This is a genomic window from Pacificimonas flava, from assembly GCF_000342165.1.
Lineage (GTDB): Bacteria > Pseudomonadota > Alphaproteobacteria > Sphingomonadales > Sphingomonadaceae > Pacificimonas > Pacificimonas flava.
Genome location: NZ_AMRV01000016.1, coordinates 19,724 through 31,492 on the forward strand (window position 1 = coordinate 19,724; position 11,769 = coordinate 31,492).

Below are 11,769 nucleotides of genomic sequence, written 5' to 3' on the forward strand. Positions count from 1 at the left end.
CTCATGGCTGGAACTCCGTATAGGTCAGTCGCAAGGTCGTAGCGGCTTCAACTGTCGCCTCCTCACGCTCAAGGATCTCGATTTGTAAGAGCGCCAGCGCCTTGATCGCTTCGATGACGTCGAGCAGTTCGGCGCGGTTTGCCGCGAAGCTGGCCCTTTCCAGATCAGCACGGCTTTGGGCGAGGGGTAGCAACTCCTCCGTGGCTCGCTGCCACTGCCGGTATGCGCTGCGCCAGGCGGCAAGGTCGGCCTCGAATTGCGCTTGCAGTTCGCGCAAACGATCAAGCTGAATCGCTTGCGCTGCGCTCGCTTCGGTTTCAGCGGCGGCAATCCTCGGATTCTGCCGCCTGCCCGCAAAAATGGGGAGCGTGATCGAGCCCATGACCGAGACGACATCGCCGAACATCGGATCGCGCCGGCCATAGCTGACATTGATGCCGAAATCGGGCCGCTTCTCCGACCGAGCAAGATCGATCCTCGCCTCGGCCTGGCGCACCTGTGCGACAGCGAGAATAATTTCAGGATTAGATTCCAGGGTCGCCCGAAGTTGTTCAACATCGACATCGGGCGCCGGAATGCTTCCAGTCGCCGTTGCGTCTTGCAAGGCAATGTATCGCGCAAGCATGGCCTGCGCCGCCTCGCGATCAGCGTCGATGCGCGTCCGCATATCCTCGACCTCCAGAACGGCCCGGCGAATTTCGAGGCTTTCACCCGGCCTCGCCGATCCCGCCGCAACGGCGCTTCGCGCCAGGGGCACGAGCCTTTCTATCTGCGCAAGGGCGTCATCGGCGACGTTGAGGGCCTGTTGTGAGTAAGCGAGCGAAATCCACGTTTCTCCCGCACCGAGACGCGTCATATGACGGGTGTGTGCGAGTTGTGCCGTTGCGAAATCGATGTCGGCTACGGCCATTCCCGCTCGGGCACGGCGCTCTGTAAGATTAGGGATACGCTGCTCTACCCCGACTTGAATTTGTGTAGGTAGCTGCCGATCAAGCTCGAATGCAGCCGGACCCGTTACAGGTAGATTCTGTATCCCGGCATAAAGACGGGGATCCGGCAGTTCGTCGGCAGCATCCGCGACCTCGCGGCGGGCATCGAGTTGTAGTTCTCGCGCTCTCACCTGGGGCTGGTCGGCCACGGCGGCTCTCAAAGTTTCTTCATACCCAATCGACTGGGCGTAACTTGCGGGCGCCAAAGCCAGCAGAACCGGAAGTGCGGTCCAACGTAGTCGTTTCATGATTCTCATTCCGCTAGAGTGCGCGACCAGTCCGCGTTCGGGACAATCAGCCAGCGACTTTGGCGCCAGCAGAATGTCCAGCCATAATTTGCAGAGATCCCCCTGCACCGAATTCAGGCCTCAGCTTGCGGAGGTGGCGGTTCCGGTCCTGCTCCAGTCTCACCCGGTGTAGAGCTGCCGAAACCGGTGAATCGCAAGCGCGCGGCTGACAGCGTGCGTACTTCCGACGCATCGTTGCCAATCGCCATCGGCGCGATACAGCCGAGCGAAACAAGGCAACCAGCGCCTACCTTATCACAAGGCGGTTTTTCACCTTCGTTTGGAACCCCAGACGTGAGCAGTTCATCGCACTGGCGCTCGACCATTATCGGCTCCTGCGGAAGCGTCGACGCATGAGCTGCCGATTGGACGAAAAGTCCAAATCCAATCAGAATGAGGCCGAATGCGCGCAGCATTCCGATCACCCGGCACCAAGAGGGCGCGACTTGGCAGTCAGGCGCGAGTCAAACCGCCTCAGCCAAGGGAAAATCGTTGTTGTCGGGCTAGGTGTTATCATGAAGTTTGCTGGCTCTTATGAGCAAAAGGGTCCTGCCCCGCAGGCTAGTGCGGGGCAGGTGGGGGGTGAAGCATTCGACAAAGATTGGCGCCCGGTTTTAACCTTCTTCGCCCTGCGACATCTGTTCCTGCTTTTTCTTCATCATTTCGTTGCAGTTACGCATCATCTCCATCATTTCGGCGCGCATTTCGGGATCGTTCATCATGGCCATCATGCCCGACATCTCCATTCCGGACATATCGCCCTGCATCTCGCCCCGCATCTCGCCGCGCTCCTGTTGCTGCGCGCCTTGCGCTCTGTCGGGCTGATGATCGACCTTCGGCTGCGCTATGGCCGCTGATGCGAGGCCAATCGTTGCAAGAGCACCAAGCGCGGTAATTTTGAAGTTGTTCATGGGGTTTTCCTTTCATTTATCAAATAGCGCGCTGCACAAATCTTCAGGTCATCGTGCGAGCACACATGCGAATCGTATCGAAATCACGTCCCGGTAGATGTCCCGTTCTTGCGCATGCACATTGCAAGCATGGCCAGGCAGGGCAGTACATAAAGAAACGGAAGAATTGCTGCGAAGCCGAGCCACATGGATCCGAGCGCAAGCGCAGCGAGTGCCAAAACAGCGCTGGCTGCGAGCAGCCATTTGCGCCGCTGGCTCGAAACACCCGAACAAGATACGCCCGACTTCTTATTCGAGGTACTGGCGGTCGCAGAGACCGGCACCAGGGCGCGGGACGACGGGATGTTCATTTCTTTTCCTTCATCGAATCAACCAATACGAAGAAGATAGGGCTTCCCATCATTGGAAGGTCAAGGCATTTTGTGGAGATTTTCTCGGCTTTCAGCCAGCCACCTTGCATTCCCATCATTGGAAGGTTAAAGCGCCCGCATGAAACATTCACACACGATTGGCGAGGCGGCTGCAGCGAGCGGGGTTTCTGCCAAGATGATCCGACATTATGAAAAGATCGGTTTGATCGAGGCGGCGGACCGGACCGATGCCGGGTACCGCCTCTACACTCCGGCAGATATTCATACGCTCCGGTTTGTGCGGCGCGCCCGCAATCTGGGCTTTTCGGTCGACGATATTTCCGAACTGCTCGATTTATGGAAAGATAGCGCCCGAGCGAGCAAGGACGTGCGCCGAGTAGCGGATGGCCATCTTTCGGCCCTGCGATCGAAGGCTGCCGAAATCCATTCGATGATAGACGCGCTCGAACATCTTTTCGAGAATTGCACGAATGACGAACGTCCCGACTGTCCCATCCTCAAGGACCTCGCGGACGATGCCAATCCGGCTCGTGCCAAGGACGTTGGTCACAAGTTTGGCTTCGAGCGCGTTTGCTAGGCTTCGGACGGTGCTCAGTATCGCGCAAAGACGCTCGTGGTACGATCCGTTCTTACGCCCGTAATCGTCCACGTGCCTGTCTTGGCACCGCCCATGCCCGGCGAACCTGCAGGCATGCCGGGAAGCGTGATGCCTGAAGTCCGCGGGCGTTCCTCCAGCAGGCGGTCAACGCTGTCGGTCGGCACATGTCCATCGACGAAGTAGCCGCCGATGAGCATCGTGTGGCATCCCTCGAGCCCGGCGGGCACACCCTGGCGTTCCTTGATTAGGGCGAGGTCGTGGGTCGCGACCATCTTCACCTCATATCCGCTGGCTTCGAGATAGTCGCCGTAGCTCTCACAGCAACCGCACTGAGGGTTCTTGAAGATCGTGGCAAACGGTCTTGCTTCCTGTGCCGCCGCTGCCGAGGGCAGCAGCGCGAGGGCCGAAAACGACATCAAAACCTTGGGTAACAAACGCATCAGTTTTTCCTTTCAGTTAACTCGAATGGTGGCCATCATCCCTGCGGCCTGGTGTTCGAGAATATGGCAATGAAACATCCAGTCGCCCGGGTTGTCCGCTACGAACGCGATCTCGACGCGTTCTTCGGGCGCCATGAGGACGGTGTCCTGCCACTCTTGATATCGTGTCGGCTGTCCATTGCGCGACAAGACGCGGAAACTGTGGCCATGCAGATGGATCGGGTGCCACCACGCAGTCTCATTGGTCATGTCGAGGAGAAGCGTGGTTCCTCGCACGGCAGATATAATCGGATCGTGAACATGGCCGCTCGCCGAAACGCCGTTGACGGTCCAGCCCATCATTCCTCCGGACATCATTCCCGAACCTCCCATCCGCCCCATCATCATGCCGGAGCCGGTTCGTTGTTCGTTCCTCGCGTCAGAGCCGCTGGCTGTTCGCCCCATCATGCCCATCATCCCGCCCCCGAATATGATCCGGTGACGCTCGGCCGTTGCCAGTTCGGGTTCGGCGAGAGGGTTGGGCGGCAGCGGCGCTGGGTCGGACAGACGCCTTTCCCTGACCTCTTTGCCCTGACACTCGAATGTGGTGAGTTCGTATTCCAGTCCATCATAGAAGACATCGCGCAGTGAATGCCGGGTCCCGGCGGGATAATCGAAATCGACGATCAGATCCGCCCGCATTGCCGGCCCGAGAAGCAGGGGCGCGCTTAGACGGTGAGGCTCGACGGGCTGGCCGTCGAGCGCGACGACCATTGGATCGAGTTCACCGAAATCGAGCCCGAAGATGCGGGCATTGGCAGCGTTCACGAGCCGCAGCCTGATCCGCTCATTCGGCCTCGCAATCAGTGGTGCCGCCGGCTTTCCGTTGATAGTGATCGTGTTGCCGATCCGGCCTGCCATCATCGCGTCGTGCCGACTGCCGAACCCTCCACTTATTTGCCCCTGGTCATTGAGCCTCCAGTCGTCGAGCATCCAGACGAGGTCGCGATCGACCTGCGGCGGATCTGCCTCTTCGATAATGAGCGGTCCGTAGAGGCCGCGACCGACCTGCTCGAAGCTGCGCTGATGGGGATGGTACCAGAAAGTGCCCGCATCCTCCGGCGTAAAGGCATATCTGAACCTTTCGCCGGGCTCCACGGGGGGCTGGGTGAGGTGGGGAACGCCATCCATCGCGTTGGGAACACGAACGCCGTGCCAATGGATGGTTGTTTTTTCCTCGAGAGCGTTTTCCAGCAGGACCTCGAAGGCCTCTCCCTGCCCAAGCCTGAGAGCAGGACCCGGTACCGAGCCATTGTAACCCCACACCGGTATTTGAGAGGCTTCGCCGACGAGTGGCGCGCTGGTCGTTCCGGTTTTGAGGACGCGGCGGCCGGCGGTTGTGCTGGCACCCACCGGCGTTCTACCTCCGGCTCCCAGAACGGCGGCCAATCCGCCGCCAATGGCCAGAGCACCGGAACCGGCGAGGACCGCGCGGCGCGTCAATCGTGATTCTTTTGATTGCATAGAAAGCATCTCCGCATCGCCAGATTAAGGTTCGACCGACAATGTAGTCCTTCCCATCATGGGAAGGTCAAGGCCGCCTATTGGACATAGACCGTTAAAGGCACGGAAGACCCCGAAACTTCTCTGTATGAAGGACGCGCAGGCAGGTGCAGGACAATTGTCCTCAACCCCGAACTTCGCGCCTACCGTTCGCCGGAGTCCAGCGCCGCTTCTCTTGATATGCGGGTTCAGATTTGGCGCATGGTCATCGTCGCCGTTAGCTTCTTGGCTGCTGCGATCTCTTGGCCAGCTCTTTCCAACGACCGGGGCGTGGCAGCAGCATTGGAACCTTGCGCATATAAGCGCGATACTCGTCGCCAAATTTACGGATCATGTCGCGTTCTTCCTTGCGGGCGAGAAGATAGTAGGCGAGCACGATCACCGGGAACAGAACGGCCGAAAAGATTGTCGGCCAGTGAATGACGCCTTCTCCGAACAGAGCAAGAAACAACCCGGTATACTGCGGGTGCCGTACGAAACGATATAGTCCATCGGTGACAAGCCGTTCATCGTGACGCGCCTTATAGACCGCGCGCCATCCGTGAATGAACATTCCCACGCCGATGATCGCTAGCGAGTAGCCTATCAGCATCGAGACAAACATCCCGGTTTCGCCTAGACCCACGAGTGTCGACCACAGGTTGGCGCTGACATACTCCCGATCGATCCCGAATGATCGTATGAGAAGGTATACGGTCAAAGGGAAGCCGAACATTTCAGCATAGAGGGCGATGATGAAAGCCTGCACAAGGCCGGCGCCGGTCCATTCGCGCCATCCACGCGGGGCGAAGTACCGGTAGAAAATCCACGATACGATGACGATCATGATCGCCGCTAAACCCCAAGCCATCGGTTTTTCCCCTTCGCTTGCCTATGCCGACAGGGTTTCCTGTCTTGCGTAATGCAGCCCGCTGCCACGCAGTTCTGGCATCGCCACAGACCGGGGATATGCTGCGGCTCATTCCGCAGCTCCACACCGAACAGCCTGCGACGGTCCACTCTCCGGGGCCCGGCACCAAGGTGCCGCTTACCATCGTTGGAGGGTCAAGAGGTATTTGCATCAAGCACGAATAAAGGTCTCGATTGAGACAAACCCATCCTTGGTCGTTACAGCCTTGGGCCAAGGAAACGGACCCGGCACCAAATTGTTGAAAGTCTGGAATCTTGCGAGCCGGCCTTGACCTTCCCATGATGTCAAACATTAGGTTTGCTGGACCCGACGATTCGATGCGGCGGTCACGTCCTCCATTTGATTTGGCGGAGATGGCTTCCCATCGAACGGAACGCCAAACTTTTGGAGAGACAGATGAAAACCAGCGAAATTATGACTAGCGATCCGGCATGCTGCAAGGAAGACCAAAGTCTTCAGGACGCTGCCACACTTATGGTCGAAAATGATTGCGGGCAAATCCCGGTCGTCGACGATGAGGGTGGTCTTGTCGGCGTGATCACGGATCGCGACGTGTGTTGCCGGGCCATCGCTGAGGGAATGTCGGCGGAGACACGCGTCGGAGACGTGATGACCCGGTCGGTTGTCAGCGTTACTCCCGACACCTCTCTGGAAGACTGTCTGGCATCCATGGAGAAAAACCAGGTTCGCCGTGTCCCGGTTATCGACGATGACGGGAAATGCTGCGGCATGGTTTCGCAAGCCGATGTCGCCCGTACCGGAAGCGATGCGAAGACGGCCGAGCTCGTGCAGGAAGTTTCCCAGTCACGCGCAGATGGGAAATCCTCCGGCTGTTGTTAGGGCGGCGACATGCAGCAGCCGCTCCTTGAAGGGAGCGGCTGCCGTCTTCATCGTACCGAAGTCGAACATCTTCCGGCTACCAAATCGAGGGCACTCCCATGGACAAGCGTATCGTTCTGATTACAGGCGCGAACGGATATATTGGGCGCGCGCTGACGCAGCGCCTCGGCAGGACATATCGCGTGATTGGTCTCGACCGGTCTCCCGTCGAGGATAATCCCGATCTCGCCGCTTCTTATTCGATAGATCTCGCCGATGACGCGTCCGTGTCTGCTGCCCTCGAAAAGGTCAGGGACGATTTCGGAGACCAGCTTGCCGCCTGCATCCACCTGGCCGCCTATTTCGATATCACCGGCGAGCCCAATCCTCTCTACGAGACGGTCAACGTCGAGGGTTCACGCCGACTGATCACGGAGCTGCAGGCCTTCGACATCGAACAGTTCATCTATGCAAGCTCCATGCTTGTTCACGAGCCCAAACCGCTGCCGGGCGTACGTATCGACGAATCCAGTCCGCTTGGACCGACCTGGCCTTACCCTCAATCGAAGGCCGATGCGGAACAGGTGCTGCGCGAGAACCGTGGCGACATTCCGGTTGTGTTCCTGCGGTTTGCCGGGGTCTACGACGACAAGGGGCATTCCGCCTTTCTCGCCGAACAGATTGCCGGCGTCTATGAGCACCGCGTGTCGGCGCATCTGTATCCGGGGATGTTGTGCGCTGCACAATCGGCACTGCATCTTGAAGATCTGATCAAGGCGGTCGAGCAGACTATCGCGCGTCGCGCTGACCTCGAGGACGATTTGCCGATACTTGTCGGCGAGCCCGAAACGCTGGGCTATGCCGAGATACAGGACATCGTCCATTGCCAGATCCACGGCAAGGAATGGACGACAGTGCGCATTCCAAAGAGCGTGGCGAAACTGGGCACGTGGGTCGAGGAAGAAGTCCTTGGCCATGAAGGCTTCGTCAAGCAGTGGATGGTCGATGACGCCAACGCCCATTACATTCTTGATATTTCACGTGCCCGGAACCTGCTGGGGTGGGAGCCAGAGCACTCGCTCCGCGACACACTTCCGATCATCATCGACGCGTTGAAAGCCGACCCGCAGGACTGGTACGAAACGAACAAGCTGAACACGTCCCGCGTGGCCTGGCATCCAAAGCGTTCGGACGCAGAGAAGACCGAACCGGCGCGACCTCAATCGCAAGACACCGATATCGCGCATGATGGGCACCAGATGGACGGCGACATGAACAATATGGACGGCGATATGCAGCATATGGACGGACCCCAGCGCGGTACCCGCTGGACGCAGTTTGCTGTCATCGGACTCGGCCTCTGGCTTGCTGCAAGTCCGGGTGTTTATGACGTCGTATCCGCCGATACTGCCCGTGCGTCGGTCGTAGCGGTCACTCTCGAGCGGGGTTTGCCGTCGATCGAATGGCGGGCCAACGCTCTTGCTCTGAGCGATATGCTGAGCGGGATCGCATTGATGATTTTCGGCGCGATGTCGCTTTCGAAGCGTACCGCATGGCTAGGGCAGTGGGCGACAGCCTTTATCGGTATCTGGCTGCTTTTCGCGCCCTTGTTCTTCTGGAGTCCGAGCGCGGCCCAATATCTGACCAATATGCTTGTCGGTACATTGGCAATCGCATTTTCCGTGCTGGTGCCGATGATGCCCGGAATGAGCATGGAAGGGATGATGGACAAGAAGTCCATCCCGCCCGGGTGGACCTACAGTCCCTCGACCGATGCCCAGCGATTCCCGATTGTTGCGATGGGCATTATCGGCCTTTTGATATCGCGCATGCTCACCTCCTACCAGCTTGGCCATATCGATATGGCGTGGGAGCCGTTTTTCTCCGGATCGCTCGCAGATCCCAAGAACGGGACCGAGGAAATCATCACTTCAGATGTATCCAAGGCCTGGCCGATCCCGGATGCCGGGCTTGGAGCGGTCAGCTATGTGCTTGAAATCCTGATGGCGGTCATGGGAACCCGCGCACGCTGGCGCACCATGCCGTGGATGGTCACCTTCTTCGGCATTCTGGTCATTCCGCTGGGTGTGGTCAGTATCTATTTCGTGATCATTCAGCCGATCGTGATCGGAACGTGGAGTACGCCGGCGCTGATTGCTGCCCTTGCGATGCTTATCATGATCCCGTTCTCTCTCGATGAAGTCATCGCCATGGGGCAGTATCTCTACTGGTCGAAAAAGGAAGGAAAACCGCTCGTCCGAACCTTCTTCAAGGGCGGCGCGGTGGCACACGGCGAAATCGACGATACCGACTATATGACCGATGCGCGCTCGATCTGGAACAACACGGTGCGCGGCGTGACCTTCCCGTGGACCCTGATGGCCAGCACGGCTCTGGGAGCCTGGTTGATGCTGACAAGGATAACGCTTGGCAGCGAGGGGGCGATGGCCAACAGCGATCACGTGGTGGGTGCTTTGGTGATTACGGTGGCAATCATCGCGACTGCGGAAGTCGCGCGCACCCTGCGCTTCATAAACGCTGCATTCGGAGCTTGGCTTGTCGCAGCGCCATTCCTCCTAGCGGGAGCGTCGTCTGCCGGAACGGTGGCGTCGGTTGCGGTCGGTCTGCTTTTGATCGGACTGAGCCTGCCTCAAGGCAAGCGTAGCGGTGAGCATTATGCTGGCTGGGATCGGTTTGTCGTATGACCGGTTGACCCGAGCAAAGCGGATCTGGCGCTCTTCCTTTAGGAACAGGATGAAGACGAGGTCGGACCCGCATTCTTCTCAGAGCATCGCTAGAAATGTGCCCTGAGTACCCACAAAATAAGCAGGAGTATTTTACATGACCCTTTCAATTGGCTCGACAGCCCCCGATTTCACAGCCCAGACCACACAAGGAAACATTCACTTCCATGATTGGATGGGTGACAGCTGGGCAATCCTCTTTTCCCATCCCAAGGCATTTACACCGGTTTGCACGACCGAGCTTGGTTATATGGCCGGGCTTGGCGAGGAATTTGCCAAACGCGACACCAAGATTATTGGCCTTTCGGTCGACAGCAGCCAGGATAATCGCGATTGGCTTCCCGATATCGAGGAGGTGAGTGGAAATAAGGTCGACTATCCCGTGGTCGGCGACAGCGACCTTCAGGTCGCCAAGCTTTATAATATGCTGCCGGCCGACGAAGCGGGTAATGCGGAGAGGCGAACCGCAGCCGATAACGCCACCGTCCGCGCTGTCTATATCATCGGGCCAGACAAGAAAATTCGCGCCATGCTGCTTTATCCGATGAGCAGCGGGCGGAATTTCGATGAAGTGCTCCGGCTGCTGGATTCGGTGCAACTCACCGAACGCAAGGGTGTAGCGACACCGGTTAATTGGCAGAAGGGTGATGATGTGATCATTCCGCCTTCCTTGTCGGACGAAGATGCGAAAGCCAAATATCCCGATGGCTGGGACGAAAAGAAACCGTATTTGCGTGTGATCCAAGAACCGATCGACTAATTGCGCGAGCAGGTTGCCAGCAATTGCATGTCGGCGTGAATATAGCATGCTCATGCTAGGATTTGAGCGCGTCGCCACACCTGCGAGTGGATCTATCTGTTCGATATATAGATTGGCAAGAAGCGTAAGCGATTAGGTGTACGGTAAAACCAAATCCGGTCCCGATCGGTTTTCTCCTCGTTAATCGAATGGCGGCCCCACCTCCCCCTGAACCCTGCGGATCGCAGGTGTCCCGGGGCCGTTCAGGAACCCCGCGCTTCACCCAACCCTGGCGCGGGGTTCCGCCTTTCAGGTACAATAGCTGTTGAGCGCGGCTATGTTGGTCAAAGGACTGCGGCGTCCGCCGAGCTTGGACACCTCAGCTGCGTGACGGGGTTGAGGAGCTGTCAGAAAGTTTGACGCAATTGACCTCGACCTTCATTTGGTGGAGGGCTATGCCACATCCGCGAAATACAATGAACCCTCGCGTGTGAAGCCTCTGTTCGAAAGAGTACTATGGCAGACCTATTTGAAGACTTCATATGGGTAAGGGCCGTTCGTGGTTGCTAGTCGCTTGATGGCCGAACCGACTCATGCTGTCGAACCACTACCTTTGCACGACGGCAAGACGACCGTTGTTAGCATCATAAGCAGTTCGGCTGCTGTTTTGGCAGCTTGCTCTTGCTGCATTCTACCGATGGTGCTGGTTGCCGCCGGGCTGAGTGCGAGCCTGAGCAGTGTTTTGGCACCTCTGGGTTCGCTCCATTGGCCAATGACCGCATTTTCGGTGATTGCGGTGGCGGCTAGTTGGCTCATTGTTCTGCGCAAGTATCGGCATAAGAGTCATTGCCACTCCCAGGCCGCAGTTAAATGGCTCAAGAACCGTCAGATAATTTTGCTCCTGGTTGCAACCGTGATGAGCTTCATCGCGGCCGCCTGGGGCTATTTCGAGCCAACTCTCATGAAAGCATTTATGTAATCCGAGGTTCTGAGAGAACGACACTCGGACTGGCTCCTTTTACTGCGATAGCGAAACTTTGCGGGGGCCTATAAAGCGCGACCGGACAATGAGGGTTCAGACGATCTTCTGCGCGCAACGTCCTACAGACAAATGCGCCTTGGCAATGTTCGAGGGGAAGCATTTTCGGAATCGAGCGAAAAAAAAGCGGTCTTAATTGCGACAGGTTCAAAAAAGCTCCCCAATCCCGAAGGACTCCAATTCGATTATCATCCCGATGTGGTTCTGATGATAGCCTCCCGGTTCGTTCAAATGATTGGGAATGCGGATAGCGCGCAATAGCCCGCACATGGCTCCGCGGTGGCCAAGGCAATCCAACCTATCCCTGCGGTGATTTCCCGCCGAGCTCGTGCAGTCGCTCGACAGCATCTTCAGAGCAATTTCCGCATTTCAGATTGGTA

11 protein-coding genes are annotated in these 11,769 nt (G+C 57.8%); 5 read left to right on the forward strand and 6 right to left on the reverse strand.

Annotation, left to right across the window (positions count from 1 at the left end):
- Position 1: 1 nt before the first annotated feature.
- The 3 genes from C725_RS13995 to C725_RS14005 all read right to left on the reverse strand — a co-directional run bounded on the left by C725_RS13995 (position 2) and on the right by C725_RS14005 (position 2,537).
- Positions 2-1,237 carry a TolC family protein gene (locus C725_RS13995; RefSeq protein WP_038283539.1) on the reverse strand — a complete coding sequence of 412 codons (1,236 nt, stop codon included), beginning with the start codon at positions 1,235-1,237 and terminating at the stop codon, positions 2-4.
- Positions 1,238-1,890: 653 nt separating this feature from the next.
- Complete coding sequence (locus C725_RS14000) at positions 1,891-2,187, reverse strand: hypothetical protein (protein WP_008603834.1); 297 nt, start codon at positions 2,185-2,187, stop codon at positions 1,891-1,893.
- An 83-nt stretch (positions 2,188-2,270) separates the two neighbouring features.
- Positions 2,271-2,537, reverse strand: a complete 267-nt coding sequence (locus tag C725_RS14005; RefSeq protein WP_008603835.1) for a hypothetical protein — start codon at positions 2,535-2,537, stop codon at positions 2,271-2,273.
- Between the two features lie 139 nt (positions 2,538-2,676).
- Here C725_RS14005 and C725_RS14010 point away from each other — a divergent pair, with 139 nt between their 5' ends.
- The gene (locus tag C725_RS14010; RefSeq protein ID WP_008603837.1) at positions 2,677-3,135 is read left to right on the forward strand and encodes a Cu(I)-responsive transcriptional regulator; all 459 of its coding nucleotides are present in this window, start codon (positions 2,677-2,679) and stop codon (positions 3,133-3,135) included.
- Positions 3,136-3,149: 14 nt separating this feature from the next.
- On the opposite strand, the gene C725_RS14015 is transcribed toward C725_RS14010, so the two are convergent.
- From C725_RS14015 to C725_RS14025, 3 genes are all read right to left on the reverse strand, one after another.
- Positions 3,150-3,596: a DUF411 domain-containing protein gene (locus C725_RS14015; protein ID WP_008603838.1), complete on the reverse strand. Its 447-nt coding sequence runs from the start codon at positions 3,594-3,596 to the stop codon at positions 3,150-3,152.
- A gap of 12 nt (positions 3,597-3,608) precedes the next feature.
- A complete protein-coding gene (locus C725_RS14020; protein WP_008603839.1) occupies positions 3,609-5,078 on the reverse strand; it encodes a multicopper oxidase family protein in 1,470 nt (489 codons plus the stop codon).
- Positions 5,079-5,355: 277 nt separating this feature from the next.
- Positions 5,356-5,964: a methyltransferase family protein gene (locus tag C725_RS14025; protein WP_008603840.1), complete on the reverse strand. Its 609-nt coding sequence runs from the start codon at positions 5,962-5,964 to the stop codon at positions 5,356-5,358.
- A 480-nt stretch (positions 5,965-6,444) separates the two neighbouring features.
- On the opposite strand from C725_RS14025, the gene C725_RS14030 reads away from it, so the two are divergent.
- The 4 genes from C725_RS14030 (at position 6,445) to C725_RS14045 (ending at position 11,329) form a co-directional block, all read left to right on the forward strand.
- Positions 6,445-6,888, forward strand: a complete 444-nt coding sequence (locus C725_RS14030) for a CBS domain-containing protein (protein ID WP_038283550.1) — start codon at positions 6,445-6,447, stop codon at positions 6,886-6,888.
- 98 nt (positions 6,889-6,986) lie between these two features.
- Positions 6,987-9,572 (forward strand): vitamin K epoxide reductase family protein, encoded by a 2,586-nt coding sequence (locus C725_RS14035; protein ID WP_008603842.1) that lies wholly within the window; start codon positions 6,987-6,989, stop codon positions 9,570-9,572.
- Between the two features lie 136 nt (positions 9,573-9,708).
- Positions 9,709-10,371 (forward strand): peroxiredoxin, encoded by a 663-nt coding sequence (locus C725_RS14040; protein ID WP_008603843.1) that lies wholly within the window; start codon positions 9,709-9,711, stop codon positions 10,369-10,371.
- Positions 10,372-10,927: 556 nt separating this feature from the next.
- Positions 10,928-11,329, forward strand: coding sequence for a hypothetical protein (locus tag C725_RS14045; RefSeq protein WP_149864703.1), 402 nt, complete (start codon positions 10,928-10,930; stop codon positions 11,327-11,329).
- Positions 11,330-11,769: the final 440 nt, after the last annotated feature.

Bases quoted from the DNA above. Each gene is read 5' to 3' on its own strand.
- C725_RS13995 (WP_038283539.1), bottom strand. From the start codon at position 1,237: ATGAAACGACTACGTTGGACCGCACTTCCGGTTCTGCTGGCTTTGGCG.
- C725_RS14000 (WP_008603834.1), bottom strand. From the start codon at position 2,187: ATGAACAACTTCAAAATTACCGCGCTTGGTGCTCTTGCAACGATTGGC.
- C725_RS14005 (WP_008603835.1), bottom strand. From the start codon at position 2,537: ATGAACATCCCGTCGTCCCGCGCCCTGGTGCCGGTCTCTGCGACCGCC.
- C725_RS14010 (WP_008603837.1), top strand. From the start codon at position 2,677: ATGAAACATTCACACACGATTGGCGAGGCGGCTGCAGCGAGCGGGGTT.
- C725_RS14015 (WP_008603838.1), bottom strand. From the start codon at position 3,596: ATGCGTTTGTTACCCAAGGTTTTGATGTCGTTTTCGGCCCTCGCGCTG.
- C725_RS14025 (WP_008603840.1), bottom strand. From the start codon at position 5,964: ATGATCGTCATCGTATCGTGGATTTTCTACCGGTACTTCGCCCCGCGT.
- C725_RS14030 (WP_038283550.1), top strand. From the start codon at position 6,445: ATGAAAACCAGCGAAATTATGACTAGCGATCCGGCATGCTGCAAGGAA.
- C725_RS14035 (WP_008603842.1), top strand. From the start codon at position 6,987: ATGGACAAGCGTATCGTTCTGATTACAGGCGCGAACGGATATATTGGG.
- C725_RS14040 (WP_008603843.1), top strand. From the start codon at position 9,709: ATGACCCTTTCAATTGGCTCGACAGCCCCCGATTTCACAGCCCAGACC.
- C725_RS14045 (WP_149864703.1), top strand. From the start codon at position 10,928: ATGGCCGAACCGACTCATGCTGTCGAACCACTACCTTTGCACGACGGC.